General features: G+C 72.2%; 13 protein-coding genes and 1 tRNA gene. 9 read left to right on the top strand and 5 right to left on the bottom strand.

Going from position 1 to position 19,970, the window contains the following annotated elements; translation table 11 throughout:
• Positions 1 to 46 precede the first annotated feature (46 nt).
• Entirely contained in the window at positions 47 to 1,213 is a 1,167-nt protein-coding gene (locus ACFCV8_RS06290; RefSeq protein ID WP_376684089.1) for a DUF3103 family protein, read from the bottom strand.
• Between the two features lie 327 nt (positions 1,214 to 1,540).
• On the opposite strand from ACFCV8_RS06290, the gene ACFCV8_RS06285 reads away from it, so the two are divergent.
• The 3 genes from ACFCV8_RS06285 (at position 1,541) to ACFCV8_RS06275 (ending at position 5,408) form a co-directional block, all read left to right on the top strand.
• Positions 1,541 to 3,157, top strand: coding sequence for a von Willebrand factor type A domain-containing protein (locus tag ACFCV8_RS06285; protein ID WP_376684088.1), 1,617 nt, complete (start codon positions 1,541 to 1,543; stop codon positions 3,155 to 3,157).
• A 114-nt stretch (positions 3,158 to 3,271) separates the two neighbouring features.
• Complete coding sequence (locus ACFCV8_RS06280) at positions 3,272 to 3,739, top strand: DUF1772 domain-containing protein (RefSeq protein ID WP_376684087.1); 468 nt, start codon at positions 3,272 to 3,274, stop codon at positions 3,737 to 3,739.
• 172 nt (positions 3,740 to 3,911) lie between these two features.
• Positions 3,912 to 5,408: an FG-GAP-like repeat-containing protein gene (locus tag ACFCV8_RS06275; RefSeq protein ID WP_376684086.1), complete on the top strand. Its 1,497-nt coding sequence runs from the start codon at positions 3,912 to 3,914 to the stop codon at positions 5,406 to 5,408.
• Positions 5,409 to 5,521: 113 nt separating this feature from the next.
• Here the strand turns inward: ACFCV8_RS06275 and ACFCV8_RS06270 are convergent, their stop codons facing one another.
• On the bottom strand, positions 5,522 to 7,183 hold the full coding sequence (locus ACFCV8_RS06270) for an MFS transporter (RefSeq protein ID WP_376684085.1): 1,662 nt from the start codon (positions 7,181 to 7,183) through the stop codon (positions 5,522 to 5,524).
• A gap of 170 nt (positions 7,184 to 7,353) precedes the next feature.
• On the opposite strand from ACFCV8_RS06270, the gene ACFCV8_RS06265 reads away from it, so the two are divergent.
• Positions 7,354 to 8,373, top strand: a complete 1,020-nt coding sequence (locus tag ACFCV8_RS06265; RefSeq protein ID WP_376684084.1) for a helix-turn-helix transcriptional regulator — start codon at positions 7,354 to 7,356, stop codon at positions 8,371 to 8,373.
• Positions 8,374 to 8,496: 123 nt separating this feature from the next.
• Here ACFCV8_RS06265 and ACFCV8_RS06260 read toward each other — a convergent pair whose 3' ends face one another.
• From ACFCV8_RS06260 to ACFCV8_RS06250, 3 genes are all read right to left on the bottom strand, one after another.
• A complete protein-coding gene (locus ACFCV8_RS06260) occupies positions 8,497 to 9,306 on the bottom strand; it encodes a thioesterase family protein (protein WP_376684083.1) in 810 nt (269 codons plus the stop codon).
• 204 nt (positions 9,307 to 9,510) lie between these two features.
• Positions 9,511 to 11,205 carry an alpha/beta fold hydrolase gene (locus ACFCV8_RS06255; protein ID WP_376684082.1) on the bottom strand — a complete coding sequence of 565 codons (1,695 nt, stop codon included), beginning with the start codon at positions 11,203 to 11,205 and terminating at the stop codon, positions 9,511 to 9,513.
• Positions 11,206 to 11,769: 564 nt separating this feature from the next.
• Positions 11,770 to 11,842: transfer RNA gene (locus tag ACFCV8_RS06250), tRNA-Arg, on the bottom strand.
• Between the two features lie 327 nt (positions 11,843 to 12,169).
• Here ACFCV8_RS06250 and ACFCV8_RS06245 point away from each other — a divergent pair.
• The 5 genes from ACFCV8_RS06245 to ettA all read left to right on the top strand — a co-directional run bounded on the left by ACFCV8_RS06245 (position 12,170) and on the right by ettA (position 19,970).
• Positions 12,170 to 13,849 carry an ATP-binding protein gene (locus ACFCV8_RS06245; protein WP_376684090.1) on the top strand — a complete coding sequence of 560 codons (1,680 nt, stop codon included), beginning with the start codon at positions 12,170 to 12,172 and terminating at the stop codon, positions 13,847 to 13,849.
• On the top strand, positions 13,846 to 15,849 hold the full coding sequence (locus tag ACFCV8_RS06240; protein WP_376684081.1) for a GTPase: 2,004 nt from the start codon (positions 13,846 to 13,848) through the stop codon (positions 15,847 to 15,849). The genes ACFCV8_RS06245 and ACFCV8_RS06240 overlap by 4 nt, the downstream gene beginning before the upstream one ends.
• A gap of 99 nt (positions 15,850 to 15,948) precedes the next feature.
• The gene (locus ACFCV8_RS06235; RefSeq protein ID WP_376684080.1) at positions 15,949 to 16,398 is read left to right on the top strand and encodes a single-stranded DNA-binding protein; all 450 of its coding nucleotides are present in this window, start codon (positions 15,949 to 15,951) and stop codon (positions 16,396 to 16,398) included.
• A 228-nt stretch (positions 16,399 to 16,626) separates the two neighbouring features.
• On the top strand, positions 16,627 to 18,084 hold the full coding sequence (locus ACFCV8_RS06230; RefSeq protein WP_376684079.1) for an LAETG motif-containing sortase-dependent surface protein: 1,458 nt from the start codon (positions 16,627 to 16,629) through the stop codon (positions 18,082 to 18,084).
• Between the two features lie 221 nt (positions 18,085 to 18,305).
• A complete protein-coding gene (gene ettA, locus ACFCV8_RS06225; protein ID WP_376684078.1) occupies positions 18,306 to 19,970 on the top strand; it encodes an energy-dependent translational throttle protein EttA in 1,665 nt (554 codons plus the stop codon).

Below are 19,970 nucleotides of genomic sequence, written 5' to 3'. Positions count from 1 at the left end.
CGCGCGCCCGGCCCGCCGTGGGGCCGGGCCGGACGCGCGCGGACGCTCAGAGCTCTGCCACGTGGTACGGCGAGACGGACATCCAGCCGTTGCCCGCGGCACCGTTGCGCTTGCCGCTGCTGGACTTGGCGAGGGTGTACCAGGAGTCGACGTAGTCCGGGTCGTCGGTCCACCAGCTCGTCGGGATGGCGTCGAGCACCGCGTCGGCCAGCGGGATGTACGCGCCCTGGTCGGTGATGGTCAGCAGGATCGCGGCGATGGCCTTGGCCAGGGCCTGGTAGTTGGTGTCCCCGTCGTCCTCCATCATGACCGCGTCGGCCATGTCGTACTTGTAGTTGGACCAGTTGACCAGGACCTGGCCCGGGTAGTAGGTCGTGCCCGCCTTGTTCAGGTACGGCATCTCGACCGTGTCCACGCGTGGCTTGCCGTCCTTGCCGAAGCCCGTGACCAGGGTGAAGATCTCGGCGTCGCCCTTGAAGAAGGGCTCCTTGACGTCGGCCACCTGCACCGAGTCGATCCGGGTGGTGTCGATGCCCGACGCGGCGGCCGTGGTGCGCGCGGCGGCCGGTGCGGGGGCGTTCAGGCCCCTGGACCCCAGGGTCTCGTCGATGACCTTCAGCCCCTCGGCGACCGCCTTCGCCCCGTCGACGCCGACGAGGTAGACGGGCCGGGTGGTGGCGGCGTCCAGCGGGAGCCGGTGGGCGGTGCCCCGGCTGTCGTACGCGGTGAAGGACGTGGCGCCGTCGTCGTCGGAGGGGGCGGCGGCCACCAGCGGCTCCGTACCCGAGGCGAGCCGCTCGCGCATCGACGCGTCGGCCAGCGCGACCCGCAGCAGCGGACCCGCGCCGCTGCCCAGGCCCTTGGCGGCGGCGACGCCCCGGTCCGCCTCGGTGATCTCGGCGGCGAGCTGCCGCCCGGCCGTGGCGGTGGCGCGGCCGGTGAGCGCGCCGAGGCTGACCGCGTCCGCCGCGAGAGCGGCCCGGCGGACCTCGCCGCGCCAGGCCGGGTCGGCCAGCGAGCGGGCGAGCGCGCGTGCGGTGGCGTCCTCGATGCCGGAGACCGAGGTGGCGGGGGCCGAGGTGGCGGACGCGGTGGATGCGGCGGCCGCCGGGTGTGCCGGAGCGGCCAGCGCGGTGCCCTGGAGCGGAACCAGTGCGGTCGCGGCGAGCACGGCACCGATCAGGGTCGTGCGCAGCGGTGTGGAAGCACTCAAGACGATGTCTCCTGTTGGGAGATGGAGCACAACGGGGGTGCCGAGGCGACCACCGGAATCCGGCGAGCAGGGGTGGGTGTCGCATCGGTCTATGCGAGTAGACCGTGATTGAGTGTGCATGACAAGACTTGTTTTTCCGCTCGTCCTCCGATCTCCGGTCCGGCTCCGGATGCCCGGACACCCTCCCTCCGGCGGGGCATTCCGCCGCATACCGGCCCGCCGTTGCCGCATCGAGACCCATCCGCAACAACTTCGGCTGCTTCCGGACGCCTGCCCCGAACGTCACATTCACAGGTTGCCGACAGGCCGACGCCGAGGGGGAAGACGATGGAACGCCGGACCGTCACGTACCGGAGCCGATACGCGCGTACGCGGCAAGGAGTGATCGGAGCGCTGCTGGCGGGCGGGATGCTGCTCACCGGATGCTCGGGCACCGCCACCACCGACCGGGCCGTCTCCGACCGCCGGGGAGCCCCCGCCCCCGCGTACGGCGCGCCGGGCGGGGGCGGGGCTCAGAAGCGGGGCGGGGTCGAGGGGAAGGACGGGGCCGGGGCGAAGGGCGGGCCGCGGGAGTCCGCCCCGCCCGACTACCTGTCCACCTTCGCGCTGGACGTCGACACCGCCTCGTACGGCTACGCCCGCCGCACCCTGGGCGGCGGCAGCCTTCCCGACCCCTCCACCGTGCGGCCCGAGGAGTTCGTCAACAGCTTCCGCCAGGGCTACCGCCGCCCGGCCGGCAAGGGCTTCAGCGTGAACGTCGACGGGGCCCGTGCCGGGGACGGGGACTGGTCCCTGATGCGGGTGGGCCTCGCCACCAGGGCCGCCGACACCCGCGACGAACGCCCGCCCGCCGCGCTCACCTTCGTCGTCGACATCTCCGGCTCGATGGCCGAGCCCGGCCGCCTGGACCTAGTGAAGAAGTCCCTGGGCATCCTCACCGACGAACTCCGCGACGACGACTCCGTCTCCCTGGTCACCTTCAGCGACGAGGCGGAGACCCTGCTGCCGATGACCCGGCTGCGCGGCCATCGCGGCGAGATCCGCGACCGCGTCGACTCCATGGAGCCCACCGACTCCACCAACGTCGAGGCAGGGATCCGCCGGGGCTACGAGGAAGCGGTCGACGGCCGGGTCAAGGGCGCCGGCAACCGGGTCGTCCTGCTCTCCGACGCCCTCGCCAACACCGGCGAGACCGAGGCCGAGGCCATCCTGGAACGCATCGGCTCCGCCCGCCGCGAGTACGGCATCACCCTCTTCGGGGTCGGCGTCGGCAGCGAGTACGGCGACGCGCTGATGGAGGAGCTCACCGACAAGGGCGACGGCCACACCACCTACGTCGCCGACGAGGAGCAGGCCCGCAAGGTCTTCGTCGACCAGCTCCCCGCCCACCTCGAACTGACCGCGCGCGACGCCAGGGCCCAGGTCGCCTTCGACCGGAAGACCGTCAAACAGTTCCGGCTCGTCGGGTACGAGAACCGCAAGGTCGCCGACGAGGACTTCCGTGACGACCGGGTCGACGGCGGCGAGGTCGGCCCCGGCCACACGGTGACCGCGCTGTACGCCGTACGCCTCAGGCCCGGCGCCTCGGGGCACGTGGCGACGGCCACCGTCCGCTGGCTGGACCCCGCCACCCGGGAACCGCACGAGCGGCACGCCACGGTCACCACGGACGCCGTCGACGGCCCGCTCTGGGGCGGACCGGGCAAGCGCCTCCAAGTGACCGCCGTGGCCGCCTATTTCGCCGAGACGCTCCGCGGCGGCAGCCTCCCGGGCGCCCCCGGGCTCGGTGAACTCGCGTCCCGTGCGGACGCGTTGGCGACCGCGACCGAGGACTCCTCCGTACGCAGACTGGCGACCGCGATCGGCCAGGCCGACCGGATCAGGAACGGCACGGACGGCGACGAGGGCGGTCCGGGGGAGGCGCGCGACGGCGAACTGGGCTGACCTGTCGCGGAGATGAGGGGCGGCGCGGGCCGCGTCGGCCGCCGAAACCGGCTGCGTGGCCCGCACCGCCGAAACCGGCTGCGCGGCCCGCCCGTCACCGTAAGGATGTCCCCCATGCCTTCCTCCCTTCCCCCGCTCTTCCTGACGCTCGCCGTGATCACCACCGGCCTGTACGCCGGGTTCATGCTGACCTTTCGGCTCGCGATCATGCCCGGCATCGCGGTCCTGCCCGACGAGCAGTTCACGGCCGCCATGCGCCGCTTCAACGAGAAGGTGCCCGGCCCGGCCTTTCTGGTCCTCTTCCTCGGGGTGATCGCCTTCCCGGCCGCCGTGGTCATTGGCGGCGACGGCGGCACGGACCGGGTGCTCGCCGTCGGGGCGCTGGTCTGCGCGGTCGCCGGGCACCTGGTCACGATCGGCGGGAACATCCCGCTGAACACGGCGCTGGCCCGGTCCGAGGGCGACGACGACCGTGCCGCCCGGACCGCGTTCGAAGCGCCCTGGAACCGGCTCCATCTGATCCGTACGCTCCTGACGCTCCTCGCGTTCGCCCTGCTGGCCGCCGTGCGGGCCGACTTCTGAAGGACAGCCGAGAACCCCGCCGTTCGCCGTTCGTTCGCGTCGTGGAGCTGTAACAGTCGGCTCCCGGACGCAACCGCCGCCCACCGCGGACGGTCTGAACCTGCGCAGTGCCGGAGCCGTACGGCGGCACGGCACAGCCCGCAGACGACCGAACCCGAACGAAGGAGCCCCCGTGGCATCCCGCGCCCTCGGAACCACCGTGGTCCTCGCCATCACCGTGGCGACCGCCGTGATCACCCTCCCCGCCGCCCAGGCCACGACGCCCGACCGCGCGACGGCGTCCCCGGGCCGGGCGGCGACCGCACCGGCCCCGGCCCGCGAGGACTTCAACGGCGACGGCTTCCCGGACCTGGCGTTCACCGCGCCCGGCGGCACCGTCGACGGCAAGGCCAAGGCCGGGTACGTGGGTGTGGTGTACGGCTCCAAGAACGGGCTGCAGACCTCCACCAAGCAGGTCTTCAGCCAGAACTCGCCCGGCATACCCGACGACGCCGAGGCCGGTGACGCCTTCGGCAGCTCCACGGCCTCCGCCGACCTGGACAAGGACGGCTACACCGACCTGGTGATCGGAGCCTCCGGCGAGCAGAACGGCACGTTCCGCAAGGCCGGTTCGCTCACCGTCGTCTGGGGCGGCCCGCAGGGGCTGTCCGGCGGCGCGACCCTGCTCTCCGGCGACGAGGAGTTCGCCGGGATCGGTACGCGGACGGCGGTCGGGGACTTCAACGGCGACGGCGCCACGGACGTCGTCACGCTCCAGGGCAGCAACATCCACCTCCTGTCCGGCCCGTTCGGGCGCGACGGCGGCGCGGCGTCGGCCCGGGTGATCCGCGACATGGACGACCTGCGCTACACGGACATCGCCGCCGGTGACTTCAACGGCGACGGCCGCGACGACCTGGCCTCCGCCGTCCACGACGGTGACGAGTACGACGCCCGCCGCATCCTTGTCCACCAGGGGGGCGCGGGCGGCCTCGCCGACACCCCCACCACCGTGAAGCGGCCCGACGGCTACAGCCTCCAGGGCGGCGAGACCATCGCCGCGGGCCACATCAACGGCGACAAGTACGCCGACATCGTGGTGGGCCGCATCGTCGAGGGCTACGACAGCGACATCGACTACCCGCGCGCCCTGGGCGGCATGATCACCTACGTACCGGGCGGCGCGAGCGGCCCGCAGGGCACCAAGGCCAAGGTGTTCAACCAGGACAGCGCCGGGGTCCCGGGCGTCGCCGAGGTGCACGACGAATTCGGCGCCTCGCTGTCGGTCGGCGACATGAACGGCGACGGCTTCGGGGACATCGCCGTGGGCGTCCCCGGGGAGGACATCGTCAAGAAGAAGGACGCGGGCTCGGTCCTCGTCCTGCCCGGCACCGCCTCCGGCCCGACCGGGGCCGGCACGATCGGCTTCAACCAGGACACCGCGGACGTCCCCGGCGTGGCCGAGGCCGGTGACCTCTTCGGCGGCGCCGCCAAGCTCGTCGACGCCAACCACGACGGCCGCGCCGAACTGGCCGTCGGCGCCCCCGGCGAGAACGCCGGCGACGGCTCCCTGTGGGTCTTCCCGTCCTCGGCGAAGGGCCCGACGGCCAAGGGCTCCTTCACCTTCGGCCACGGAACCCTCGGCACGGTCGCGAAGGCCGCGGCACTCGGTACGTCGTTCAACCGCTGACCGCCCGCGCCCTCCCCGCGGACCCGTGATCCACGAGGAGGGCGCGAGCGGATGCGGGGCCGTCCCCGAGGAGAGGAGGCGGCCCCGCGCGGCCGGTCTTCGGCCGATCGCCTCTAGGAGGCGTGGGTCCGGCCGGTGCTGCCACCGGCGCTCGGTGCCGCGTCGGCGGCGTCGCCCGCTCCCCACTGCCGGGCGCCCTGCTCGGGCCGCGGGACGAGGAAGGTCGCCAGCATGCCGAGGGCGAGCAGCGCGGCACAGGTGTAGCCGTTGACCTGGATCGCGTGGGACATGGCGTCGCGGGCGGCGTCGGCGGCGGACGCCGTCCGCGGGTCGCCGCCCAGCTCGGAGATCATCGCGCCGGCGCTGTCGGAGACCGCCGAGGACAGCTGGTCGGCACCGGCCTCGGGGGTTCCCTGCCTGACGAGCCGGTCCGACAGGCCGGAGGCCAGTGTCATGAAGAACGTCGAGGTCAGGACCGCGATGCCGAGTGCGGAGCCGAGCTGGCGCGCGGCGCTCTGGATTCCGGAGCCCTGGCCGGCCCGGTGCGGCGGTACATCCGCCAGGACCACGTTGGTGACCTGGGCGGTGGCGAAGCCGACCCCCGTGCCGTACAGGAACAGCGCGATGGCGATGACCCACCACCGGGAGCCGCTGTCGGCCAGCAGGCCGAACATCAGCAGGCCGGCCGCCTCCAGGACCAGACCGATCCGGACCAGGCCGACCGGCCCGGTTTTCCCGGCCATACCGAAGCTCGCACCGCTCGCGAAGAAGCTGCCGACCGCGACGACGAAGACCAGCAGCCCGGTCTGGGCCGGCGAATAGTCCAGGGCGTACTGGAGCCAGAGCGGCAGCACGGCGAGCATGCCGAACTCGGCCAGGGCGATGACGAGCGTCGCGATGCTGCCCGTGCTGAAGGACCTGATGCCGAACAGGGAGGTGTCCATCAGCGGCGCCGTGCCGCTGCCCCGGGTGAGCCGCACCTGGAGGAACAGGAAGAGGGCGAGACACACCACCGCGACGACCAGGGCGACCGGCACGACCGACAGGCCCGTGCTGTCGCCGAAGGGACCGAAGTCCTCGCGCGGTTCCCACCATCCGTAGTTGCGTCCCTCGATCAGCGCGAACGCGAGAAGCCCGAGGCCCAGCACCGACAGCACCGCGCCGACGGCGTCGATCCGGCCCGGCCGGCGGGGGGAGGGCGGGAGGAACTTCATGACGCCGACGAGGATCAGCACGACGACCGCGATGTTGATGCCGAAGGCCCACCGCCATGAGTAGTCGGCGAGTCGGCCGCCCAGCAGCGGTCCGACCGCGGCGGCCGCCCCGATCGTCGAGCCCCAGACGGCGAACGCCTTGCCGCGGTCCGGACCCCGGAAGGTCAGATTGAGCAGCGCCAGTGATGTCGGCATGATGATCGCACCACCGACACCCTGCGCGACCCGGCCGGCGATCAGCAGTTCCCCGGTGGGCGACACCGCCGCGGCGATGCTGGCCAGCCCGAAGACTACGGTTCCGGTCATGAACAGCCTGCGCGCTCCCAGGAGGTCCGAGAGGCGGCCCATCACCAGCAGCAGGGCGGCCAGGACGATCGCGTAGGACTCCTGGATCCACTGGGCGCCGAAGGCCGAGATCTCCAGGTCGTCGATGATCGGCGGCATCACCACATTGACGATGGTGAAGTCCACGACCACCAGCGAGACACCCAGGGAAACGGCGACCAGGCCCAGCCAGGCGTCCCGGTCGGTGGGTGAGGGCCGAGCCGGATTGCGGGACACGGCGTTCCTCCGTTCTGTTCGATGGGGGTGCACCCGGTCCGGTCGCCGAGGGCGAGGTACTGGGGGTGCCGGGGAGGCGTCCTGCCTCCGAGCCAGTGGCACCCTGACAGGGGTAGAGGACGTAATCTGACCTCTACCGACCCCTACTGGCATCCATCCGGGGGCAATCCGTGATCGCCGACCGAACACTGGAACTGCTCGGCCTGCTCCAGGCCCAGAAGGAGTGGACCGGCGACAGCCTGGCCCAGCGGCTGGGAGTGTCCCCGCGGACGGTCCGGCGCGACATCAGCCGGCTGCGCGAACTGGGCTATCCCGTCACGGCACGCAAGGGCCCCTCCGGCTTCTACCGCTTGTCCCGCGGGGCGCGGCTGCCCCCGCTGATGGTCGACGACGAGCAGGCCGTCGCCATCGCGCTGGCCCTGCAGACGGCTCCGGCCTCGGTGACCGGGATGGGGGACGCCACGAAGCGGGCGCTGAACTCCGTCAAGGAGCTCCTTCCTTCCCATCTGGCCCGCCGGCTGGCGGCCTTCTCGGTGGAACAGATCGAGAACGCCTGGGAGCTGGCCCCGCCCCAGGTCGATCCCGCACTGCTGGCGCGGCTGAGCGCCGCCGCGCAACAGCGCGAACTGGTGCGGTTCTCCTACCGGTCCATCGACCGTGACCCGGGGGAGGGCGACGAGGTCCTGGCCGAACCCCACCGGCTCGTCGTCTGGTCCGGGCGCTGGTACCTGGTCGCCTACGACCAGCGTGCGGATTCCTGGCACACCTACCGGCTCGACCGCATCGGACAACTGGCCGCCACCGCCTGGCGGTTCGGCCGTCGGGAGGTGCCGGAGGAGGACATCGCGGGCTTCGTCCGGAGTCAGCCCGACCGGGGGGACACCGCGGACACCTGGCCGTGCTGGGGCACCGTCCTGATGGAGTGCCCCGCGACGCTGGTGGCGAGATGGGCTCCGGGCGCGGCGAGCTTCGAGGCGGTCGACGAGCGGATCACCCGGATCCGGATGGGGGCGTGGTCCTGGCCGGCGCTCATCGGCTTCCTCGTCACCTTCGACTGCCGTTTCACCGTCGAAGGCCCGCCCGAACTCGCCGAGGCGGCCCGCCGGGTGATCGGCCGCCTCGACGTCACGATCCCGCCGACCGCCGGGCAGGCGCCGAAGCCGGCCGGTCCGGTCCGGGCCGGCGCCTGAGACCGGGGCGGACGCCTCGCGTCCCTTCCCCGGTGTCCGGGAACGGGGACGATGCCGACCCGCTCGCCGCGTCCCGGCGCGAGAACCGTGCTCCAGGCTCCCCTCCCGGCGAGGGGGCGTGGCTCAGGCGCGCGGCTGGGGGCGGACGGTGAGGATCTGCTCGGCCTGTCCCACCGGCCCGTGGATGTCGTGCAGCACGCTGCTGGTCAGCCCCTGCCCCGTCGGGCCGAAGGTGACGGTGGTGTCCAGGCCGGTCCACGGCCCTTCCGGCTGCCGGTGCAGATGGATCGTCAGATCGATGTTGGGGAACATCCAGTCGGCCGGGTCCTGCTGGACGGCGATGCCGTTCGCGGTGTCCACCAGCGTGATGTACGAGGCGAGCGCGCCGCTCTCCTCGCCCGCGACCAGCCCGAGCGGCGTGGAGAGCCAGGCCGCCGTACGGCCCTTGCGGGCCGGGGGAGTGCGGCGTACGTCGATGGACGCGATGTAGCCGCCGTCCCACTGCCCGGCCATCTCCCACCGGGGGAGCCCGTCGGGGGCGGGCAGCGGCTCGCGGGGGCTGTCGGCGACGGACGAGGTGTCCAGGGACGTCATCAGCCAGGCCCGGGCGCGGACCGCCGCCCGGTCGCCGATGACGAGGGTCGCTTCGAGGAGTTCGATGGTGCGGCCCGGACGGACGGTCTCCACGGTGATCTCGCACTCGTCGAGCGCGATGCGGCCGAGGATGTCGTAACCGATCCGCCCGACCACGAGCCGGCCCGCACCACCCGGGCGGTCCGCCAGATGCCGTTCGATCGCGTGCGCCATGAGTCCGGCGACCGGACTGAAGTGCTGCTCGTCCGGACTCCAGGCCCCGCTCGCGTGAGCCGTCGGCTTGAAGCGGTACGCACCGGTCCGCTCGTAGTAGCTCTCGCGGGCGGCACCTGTGCTCACGGGACGGATCTCCTCGGCCGGACGTACACGAATAGTTGCCTGATCCACGCATCCTAGGTACCGGTACCGCCGGAGGTCACCGTGAACTGGCACACAGCCCCGGACCGGGCCCCGTGATCGGCGTCGCGCGCATCGTTCCGTGCCGGAACCGGGACTCCGGTGCGGCCGGTCCGCACCGGAGTCCCGTCACGCCGGGGGGTGGGGTCAGTCCAGGTCGCCGAGGGGGACGTCGAGGTGGGACTCGCTGCCCTCGGGAGAGGTGATGTCGAGGGTGAACACCGGGGTGGTGGTGTCGGCCGTGGTGAAGAAGGGGTCGTGGGTGTCGACGACCAGCTGGAGCCGGTGGCCCCTGGCCAGAACGTAGTGGGCGGGCTGGAGGGGGAAGGCCACGGTGGTGCTCTCGCCGGCCGGCCGGTCGGTGAGGGTGAAGGGGGCGTGGGTGATGATGTGCCCCTTGCCGGTGGCCGGGTCGACGTCCAGCAGGTAGGCGACGATCGTGGCGTCCGCCTGCTGCGGTTTCACCGTCACCCGCAGCTCCAGGTCGCCCTGGATGCGCATGGCCCGCTCCAGCGGCGCTCCGGTCCAGACCGCGGCGAGGCCGCGGTCGACGTCGGCGGTCTTGTAGACGTACGGCAGACCCATGCGCTCGGCCAGGCCGGTCTGGACGAGCCTGGGAGCGACGACGATGTCGGTGCCCTGCCCGGTGGACTTCACCGAACGGGTCCAGCCCGCCTGCGGCTCGCCCTCGGCCAGCTGCCCGTCACTCTGTCCGGCGGCCGGGGCGGTGAGGTGGAACCGCCTCTTGGGCAGGGCGTAGCTCTCCCAGTCGGGGTGGCGGAGGTCGGAGAGGAGGTTGTGCATGTACTCCGAGCGGATGCCGTAGCCGGGCTCGCGTCCGTCACCGGCGCTGCCGCCGAGGTGGTGGTCCAGCCAGCGGTAGGCCATCTCGGTGGGCTTGGAGAGGAGACCGGCCAGGCCCGGGAGTTCGCCGTTGCCGTGGTCGCCGACCTGGACGAGGAGCGACTTGGGCCCCGTCAGCCCGTTGAAGAGTTCGATGACGGCGGGCACGGAGAAGACGGTCTCGTGCCAGGCGGTGGTCAGGAGGATCGGCGTCGCGGTGTCGTTGTACGCGTTCAGGTGGTTCCTGGGCGACCGTTCCCGGGCGAACTCGCGGACGGTGTCGTCGATGGTGTTGGCCCGGATCTTCCCGATGACCTCGCGGAACTCCGGCGAGCACCGGTCCTCGCCGAAGAGCTGTACGAGGGCTTCGAACGCCTTCAGATGACGGGTGCCGTTCTCGTACAGCGAGGCGAAGAGGTCGCCCCAGGCGCTGGTGCCCACGACGGCCTTGATCCGCCGGTCGTTCGCCGCCGCCAGCAGGCTCGTGCCCGCGCCGTAGGAGGAGCCGAAGAAGCCGACCCGGTCCGGGTCGACCCCGTCGATCTGCATCAGTGAGTCGACGACCACGGTGGCGTCGGCGATGTCCTGCGGACCGGCGACGTGGATCTCGCCCGTGGACCGGGCGAGACCGCGCTGGCTGTAGGCCAGGACGGCGTAGCCGCCGAGGGCCAGGCGCGGGATCATGCCCAGGTAGGCGCGGTGCCCGATGTCGATCAGCGGGGCGGGCAGGACGACCGCGGGGCAGGTCTGCCCGGGGGCGAGGTTGCGCGGGACGCTCAGCGACGCGTCGAGAACCGTTCCGTCCGGCATGGTGATCGAGAGCTCGCGGTACGCGGCGATCTCCGTGTACGTCTCGTAGGAGTCGGCCAGGCCCCACTGGTCCAGGCGGCCGATCCGGCGCGGCGACGGGTCCAGCAGCGCCTCGCGGATCGCGTCCAGCCTGGCCAGATCGTCGGCGCCGAGCGTGAACGGGTTCTCCGGGGTTCCGTCGACAGACATGGCAGTGCCGCCTTTCGTGCTTCGTGTGAGTGATGGTGACGGGGAGTCGGACACATGCTCGTTCCGGAACGGACCCCTCCGGCACCTGTTCCCTTTCGATCACCCGAATGAGTGCCTTTAGCCGCATAAACCCCCAGGTGGGAAACCGGCCGGACTGTGTCCGAGAACGGCTTCGCGGAACGCGGGAACAACCGTCGGCGACGAGAAGGGCCCCGACAGGGCCCGGCGGGGCGCCTCCGGTCCTGCCCGTGCGAAGGAGCTGCCCGGCCGCGGGCTCGCCTTCGGCCGGCTCCTGGGGTTCCGGGGCGCGGCTGTCCGGCGCCGGCGTTCCCGTCGCCAGGATGTGCCGTGGTGGCAGGGTGCGCCATGCGGCCCCGGCCCCACGAAATGGGCCGGTGGTCCGTCGTGCTCGACCGGGGCCCCGGGCCCGGGGAAGGGGTCGGCGGCCCTGATGGGCGTTTCAGGCCACCTGCGGCCCGGTCCCGCGGAAGGGGGCGCCGGGCGAGGCGCGGAAGCGCCTCCGAACAGCGGAAAAGACCCTCCCGAAGGAGGGTCTTGATCGTGCGCCCCCGGCAGGACTCGAACCTGCGGCCAAGTGCTTAGAAGGCACCTGCTCTATCCACTGAGCTACGGGGGCCGGGTGGTGGCCTCGGCGGCCTGGAGCCCTGGGGCCGGGCCGGTCGGTGACCTGCCGGAACAAGGATAGGGCTCCGATCACCTTGTCCTGGTTGCTTCACCTGCGTGGCACGATGTGGAGGTTCGGTGAAGCGAACCGATAATCGCAGGTGGGTGGGATTCGTGCAGCGCTTTTGACGTCTCGTGCGCCGGGTGTTGTGCACTCGTTATGCCTGCGCCCCTACTCGTCCCGTCTGTCCGGACTTCTTTCCGGAGGGAACCGGCGCGCAGAGGTGGCTATACGCTTCAAAAAGACTCCAAAGTTGGGCATTCTTCGCATGTGGTGACCTTGGACGTACGGCCTCAGCTCATCGACGCACTCTCCGCCCTCCGCGACCGTGTCGCTGCCGTGCGTCTTCCACTTCCGCTTCCGGGGGCCGAGCGCGCCCGGCAGAGCCGGAGCGAACTGCTCGCCCAGCTCGACGACTACTTGCTCCCCCGCCTCCGCGACCCCGAGGCGCCCCTGCTCGCGGTCATCGGGGGATCGACCGGGGCGGGCAAGTCGACCCTGGTCAACTCACTGGTGGGGCGGCCGGTCAGCCAGGCCGGGGTGCTCCGGCCGACCACCCGGACCCCGGTGCTCGTCTGTCATCCGGACGATCACCACTGGTTCGCGGGGGTACGCGTACTGCCGCAGCTGACCCGGGTCTGGCTGCCGCCGGAGGAGGCGGGGGAGTTCGACGGCATCGACGGGACCGGCGGGTTCGGCGGGTTCGACAGGGCGAGCGGGCTCGACGGGGGCGGGGAGGAGGACGGCAGCGTGCTCCGGATCGAGACCGCGCACGGGCTGCCGCGCGGTCTCGCACTGCTCGACGCGCCCGACATCGACTCGCTCGTGGTCCGCAACCGCGTGCTGGCCGCGCAGTTGATCTGCGCGGCCGACGTCTGGGTGATGGTGACCACCGCCTCCCGGTACGCCGACGCGGTGCCCTGGCACCTGCTGCGCACCGCGAAGCAGTACGACGCCTCGCTCGTCACCGTGCTCGACCGGGTGCCGCACCAGGTGATCGGCGAGGTGTCACGCCAGTACGGGGCACTGCTCGCCCGGGCCGGCCTCGGCGATGTGCCCCGCTTCACCATTCCCGAGCTGCCCGAATCGGCCTGCGGCGGCAGCGGGCTGCTGCCCGCCACCGCGGTCGCCCCGCTGCGCGCCTGGCTCGGCCACCGCGCCCAGGACCCGGCGGCCCGCCAGCAGGCGGTCGGGCGTACCGCGGCCGGGGTGATCGACTCGCTGGACGTACGGATGCCGGAGCTGGCCGGGGCCGTCGCCGCCCAGTACGCGGCGGCGGTACGGCTCACCGGAGTGGTCGAGGACGCCTACCACGCGGAGGGCGCCAAGGTCCGGCGCAGGCTCCGCAGGGGCGGGGTGCTCGCCGGGGACGCCCGCACCAGATGGCGCGGCTACCCCCTGTACAGCACCTCGGCGGAACTCCTCGACGCGCTGGTCGAGAGTCTTTCCGCGCTTCTCCAGTGCGCCGTCGCCGCCGCCGACGAGCAGATCCGTACCGCCTGGCAACGCGACCCCGCCGCCCGGGAGTTCGGCTTCGAGGGGGTCCGCCGGGAGGCCGGGGGATGGGGGCCCGCGGAGGACATCCGGGGCCGGATCTCCCTCGCCGTACGCCGTTGGTGGCGGGTGCTGGAGGAACTGGCCGAGGAGGAGGTGCGCGGCCTGGAACGCAACGCGGCGCCCGACACCGAGTCCGTGACGGCACTCCTGGCCGCCGCGCTGCTCGGCGGCCGCCGCACCCGGGGCGCGGGCGAGCAGCTCGCCGAACGGATCGGCGCCCAGGGCGCGCTGCGGCTGCGCGACCGGGGCGGGGCGCTGCTCACCGACTGCCTCGATCGGGTGCTGGACGACGAGCGCGACCGGCGGCTCGCCCCGCTGGACGCCCTCGACGTGGCCCCGGAGCCGCAGGCCGAACTGATCGCCGCGCTGTCCGTACTGCAGAAGGAGAGGTGGCAGCGATGACTGCCGTCACTGATGAAGGGCCCGGTTCCGGCGGGGACTCCGAATCCTGCGAGTCCTCCGGGAAAGCCGCAACGGAAGCGGGACCAGGGGGAGGGGTGAAAGGGACCGTGGAGGTCGCCGGGGCGCCGGAGCCCGGAACGGAGCGGTCCCCGGAGGAAGGCCGGGGCTGGAACGACGGACTCATCGCCCGGCGGGCCGCCGTCAGGGCGGCGGACCCCGAACCCGGGCCGGCCCCGGACGACGAGGCCGTGAGCCTGCCCCCGGTCGAGGCGTACGTCCCCGCGGGCGGCCCGCTCCGGCCGCGCCTGGACGCGCTGCGCGAACTCGTCGGGCTGTCCCGGGCCCGCCTCGACGGGGACACCCTCGACGAGGCGGGGCGGGTGCTCGACGAGGCGGCGGCCCGGCAGCGGCTCTCCTCCCGGCACACCGTCGTCGCCATCGCCGGGGCCACCGGCAGCGGCAAGTCGACGCTGTTCAACGCCCTCGCGGGCGCCCAGATCTCCGACACCGGGCTGCGCCGCCCGACCACCGCCGCCCCCATCGCCTGCTCCTGGACCGACGGCGCCGCCGGACTGCTGGACCGGCTCGCCATCCCCGGCCGGCTCAGGCGCAGGCCGCAGCAGGGCGGCGGGGACGGCGACGAGGCCCTGGAAGGGCTCGTACTCGTCGATCTGCCCGACCACGACTCGGCGGCGGCCGAGCACCGGGAGCAGGTCGACCGGGTGCTCGCGCTGGTGGACGCGGTGATCTGGGTCGTCGACCCGGAGAAGTACGCGGACGCCGCCCTGCACGAGGGCTATCTGCGGCCGCTCGCCGGGCACGCCGAGGTCACCTTCGTCGTCCTCAACCAGATCGACCGGCTGCCCGGCGACGCCGCCGACCAGGTCCTCGACGACCTGCGCAGGCTGCTCGACGAGAACGGCATGGCGCTGGGCGAGCACGGCGACCCGGGCGCCACCGTCATGGCCGTGTCCGCGCTGACCGGCGACGGGATCGGCGAACTGCGCGAGGTGCTCGGCCGCTTCGTCCAGGAGCGCAGCGCCGCGGCGCGCAGGCTCTCCGCCGACGTGGACGCCGCGGCGGCCAGGCTCCGCCCGGTGTACGTGGCCGAGGGGCGGTCGGGGCTCGACGAGCGGGCCCGGGAGGAGTTCTCCGACCGGCTGGCCGAGGCCGTCGGCGCGGCCGCCGCGGGCCAGGCGGCCGAACGCCAATGGCGCCGGAACGCCGGCCGGGCCTGCGGTACGCCGTGGCTGCGGCTCTGGCGCTGGTACGAGTCGACCCGGCGGCGGCCGGGGAGCCTGGAGCCCCCGGTGCGGCCCGAGCCGCCCGAGCGGCGGCTCACCGCCCGGCAGCGGGTCGAGCAGGCGGTACGGGCGGTGGCGGACGAGGCCACGCACGGGCTGCCGGGCCCCTGGGCACAGGCGGTCCGCGAGGCAGCGGTGCACGGGGCGAAGGAGCTGCCCGAGGCGCTCGACGAGCTGGTGGAGCAAGCCGGGGCCGGGGCCGAGCCCGGCGCGGGCACAGGGCCGGCGGCCTCCGGACCCCATGAGGCCCAGGGAACCCATGGGGGCAGTGGGGCTGGTAGAGCCCGTGGGGCGGCCGGGGTGGTGCGGAGCGGCCGGGCGGGCGGGCGGCCGCCGCGGCCGAGGTGGTGGCCGGTCGCGGTGCTGGCGCAGGTGGTGATGACGCTGCTGCAGTTCGTCGGTGCCTTCTGGCTGGTCGGTCAGCTCGTGGGTCTGCTCGCGACGGGCTACCTCACGCCCGCCCTGGTGATGCTGGCCGGGGTGGTCGGTGGCCCGTTGGTGGAGTGGTCGTGCGCGGCCGCGGCGCGCGGGCCGGCGCGACGGTACGGACAGGAGGCCGAGCGGCGGCTGCGGGAGGCGGCCGCGGCCTGCGGCCGGGCCCGGGTGCTCGATCCGGTGGCCGCGGAGCTCGTGCGCTACCGCGAGGTGCGGGAGAGGTACGCGGCGGTGACGGAGATTTCCACAACCGGCGGGTAGTCCACAGGCCCCGGCAGGATTTCCGCCTTCCCTCCACTCTGGAACAGGCGGCCGTGACCCGGCGGCCGCTGTTTCGAAGAGCGAAGGGGAGGCGGAGTCATGAACGACACTTTGGTGACCTTGGTGGGCAACGCGGCGACGGGCGTGGAGTTCCGGGAGACCGCGACCGGCGGAATGGCGCGATTCCGGTTCGCGGTGACGCCGCGCCGCTGGGACCGGGAGAAACAGCTCTGGGCGGACGGGCACACCAGCTTTTACACCGTGTGGGCCTGGCGGGCCCTGGCCTGGAATCTGTCCGGTTCCGTATCGGTCGGCGAACCGCTGGTGGTGCACGGCAGGCTGAAGGTCCGTGAGGAGGAGCGGGACGGGCAGCACCGTACGTTCGTGGACATCGAGGCGGTGGCGGTGGGCCACGACCTGACCCGGGGGACGGCGGCGTTCCGGCGGCTGGTGAAGGCCGGGCAGGCCCCGGCGGTACGGGCGGCGAACGCCGACCCGGGGCCGACGGAGCGTCAGGAGGGGGCGGAGGCACTCGCGTCGGCGTCCTGACGAGGCACGGACCCGGCCGGAACGGGACGGGTGCGGGCCCGGGAAGTGAACAGGAGTGTTTCCGGGGATAACGATTCCGATTCGGAATGGTTGTACGACGGTATGACGGGGGACTGTTCATCACTTGGTCCTTAGGATTCCCAGTACTCACGGGGCACTTGAGTCGACTGGCGGGGCAATCCCCACACGCGCATCAGGCGCGGAGGGCCCCGCCCGGAGGGGAATTCTGTGTTTTCTGCTTCTTCAGCGGCCGTTTCGTCGTCCTCGGGGGCGACGGCCATTTCTCCGAGGCGGCGCGGCATAGCCCGGCTGGCCGTGTCGGTGGTGGCATCCGGTCTGGTCATGGCGGGCGCCTTCGCCGGCGCGGGCAGCGCGGTCGCCGACGAGACGCCCCAGCACCAGGGCGGCGCCGCCGCGGTGCTGGACGGCTTGAAGACCTTCGACCGTGCCGTGCTGCACAACGCGAACGGCCGGGACCAGCAGCTGCCCGCCGGTCTCTTCGAGATGACCGTCGACGGCGGCGGCAAGCTCAAGACGTACTGCATCGACATCCACAACCCCACCCAGGACCAGGCGAAGTACCTGGAGACCCCCTGGAACCAGACCTCGCTCAACACCAACAAGAACGCGGGCAGGATCCGCTGGATCCTCGAGCACTCCTACCCGCAGGTCGACGACCTCGCGGAGCTCGCCAAGGCGGCCGGCACCGGCCCGCTCACCGAGAAGACCGCGGCGGCGGGCACCCAGGTCGCCATCTGGCGCTACTCGGACAACGTCGACGTCGAGGCGACCGACGGCCAGGCCGAGAAGCTGGCCGACTGGCTGGAGAAGAGCGCCACCGACCAGGCCGAGCCCAAGGCGTCCCTCGCCCTGGACCCGGCGGCGGTCTCCGGCCGCTCCGGCGAGAAGCTCGGACCGGTCACCGTCCACACCAACGCCGGACAGGTCACCGTGACCGGTCCCGCCGACGCCGCCAGCGGCGTCAAGGTCACCGACAAGGCGGGCAAGCCCGTCACCGCCGCGGTCAACGGCGCCGAGCTGTACTTCGACGTCCCGGCGGGCGCCGCCGACGGCACCGCCTCGCTGACCGTCCAGGCCACCACCTCGGTGCCGGTCGGCCGGGCCTTCGCCGGTGTCACCAAGAGCCAGACCATGATCCTGGCCGGTTCCAGCGAGTCCACGGTCTCCGCGACCGCCACCGGTGCCTGGGCCAAGAAGGGCGCCATCCCGGCGGTCTCGGCGCAGAAGAACTGCGCCAAGGGCGGCGTGGACGTCACCGCGAGCAACGAGGGCGACGAGGCGTTCACCTTCGAGCTGGCCGGCGCGAAGCACACCATCGAGGCGGGCAAGACCGAGACGATCACCGTCCCGGTCGCCGAGGACCAGGCGTACGACTTCACGGTCACCGGCCCGAACGGCTTCTCCAAGACGTTCAAGGGCGTCCTGGACTGCAAGACCAGCGGCAGCGGCGCGGGCGGCACCGAGACCCAGACCGGCGGCGACAAGACCCCGGCCACGGCCGGCGGCAGCTCCAACGGCTCGACCGGCGGCTCGGGTGACCTCGCCGAGACCGGTGGCTCCAGCGCCACCCCGGTCATCGCGGGCGTCGCGATCGCCCTCGTCGTCGTCGGCGGCGGCGCGGTCTTCCTCCTGCGCAAGCGCAAGACGCAGCCCACCGCACAGTGAGCACCCACCGTCGCCCCCGGTCCCTGACCGGACGGTGACGGACGGACGGCGGACCGTCACCACCGCCTGATCGCGGCCCCGGTGCGCACCAGCGCACCGGGGCCGTCGCATGCCGCCGAACGCCCCGGAATACACCGTGGGCCGTACTGGTTTCCATCCGGGTGCGTCCGTCAGGCAAGATGGGTGTATCTGCCCACTCATCGATCGCCGGACGGTTTCTCTTGGCTGAGTACATCTACACCATGCGCAAGACGCGCAAAGCGCACGGCGACAAGGTGATCCTCGATGACGTCAACCTGAACTTCCTGCCCGGCGCGAAGATCGGTGTCGTGGGCCCCAACGGCGCCGGCAAGTCCACGGTGCTGAAGATCATGGCGGGCCTGGAGCAGCCGTCCAACGGTGACGCGTTCCTCTCGCCCGGCTACAGCGTCGGCATCCTCATGCAGGAGCCCCAGCTCGACGAGACCAAGACGGTCCTGGAGAACGTCCAGGACGGCGCCGCCGAGATCATGGGCAAGCTCAAGCGGTTCAACGAGGTCGCCGAGCTCATGGCGACCGACTACTCCGACGAGCTCATGGACGAGATGGGCAAGCTCCAGGAGGACCTGGACCACGCCAACGCGTGGGACCTGGACGCCCAGCTGGAGCAGGCCATGGACGCCCTGGGCTGCCCGCCCGGCGACTGGCCGGTCGTCAACCTCTCCGGTGGCGAGAAGCGCCGCGTCGCGCTCTGCAAGCTGCTCATCGAGGCACCCGACCTGCTCCTCCTCGACGAGCCCACCAACCACCTCGACGCCGAGTCGGTGAACTGGCTGGAGCAGCACCTCTCCAAGTACGCCGGCGCCGTCGTCGCGGTCACCCACGACCGCTACTTCCTCAACAACGTCGCCGACTGGATCCTGGAACTGGACCGCGGCCGCGCCCTGCCCTACGAGGGCAACTACTCCACGTACCTCGACAAGAAGGCCGCCCGCCTCAAGGTCGAGGGCCGCAAGGACGAGAAGCGCGCCAAGCGGCTCAAGGAAGAGCTGGAGTGGGTCCGGTCCAACGCCAAGGGCCGCCAGACCAAGTCCAAGGCCCGCCTCGCCCGTTACGAGGAGATGGCGGCCGAGGCCGAGAAGATGCGGAAGCTGGACTTCGAGGAGATCCAGATCCCGCCGGGCCCGCGGCTCGGTTCCATCGTCGTCGAGGTCGAGCACCTCTCGAAGTCCTTCGGCGACAAGGTCCTCATCGACGACCTCTCGTTCACGCTGCCGCGCAACGGCATCGTCGGCGTCATCGGTCCGAACGGCGCGGGCAAGACCACGCTGTTCAAGATGATCCAGGGCCTGGAGACCCCGGACTCCGGCTCCATCAAGGTCGGCGACACGGTCAAGATCTCCTACGTCGACCAGTCCCGCGCCAACATCGACCCGAAGAAGACCCTCTGGGCCGTCGTCTCGGACGAGCTGGACTACATCAACGTCGGCCAGGTCGAGATGCCCTCGCGGGCCTACGTGTCCGCGTTCGGCTTCAAGGGCCCGGACCAGCAGAAGCCGGCCGGCGTCCTGTCCGGTGGTGAGCGCAACCGTCTCAACCTGGCGCTGACGCTCAAGGAGGGCGGCAACCTGCTGCTCCTCGACGAGCCCACCAACGACCTCGACGTCGAGACCCTGTCCTCGCTGGAGAACGCCCTGCTGGAGTTCCCCGGCGCCGCGGTGGTCATCTCCCACGACCGCTGGTTCCTGGACCGGGTCGCCACGCACATCCTGGCGTACGAGGGCGACTCGAAGTGGTACTGGTTCGAGGGCAACTTCGAGTCGTACGAGAAGAACAAGGTCGAGCGCCTCGGCGCGGACGCGGCCCGTCCGCACCGTGCCACGTACAAGAAGCTCACGCGGGGCTGA

Source organism: Streptomyces sp. NPDC056347 (assembly GCF_042262625.1).
Classification (GTDB): domain Bacteria; phylum Actinomycetota; class Actinomycetes; order Streptomycetales; family Streptomycetaceae; genus Streptomyces.
The sequence above is the reverse complement of the archived record's forward strand: the minus strand, read 5'-3'. Positions and strand labels throughout refer to the sequence as shown.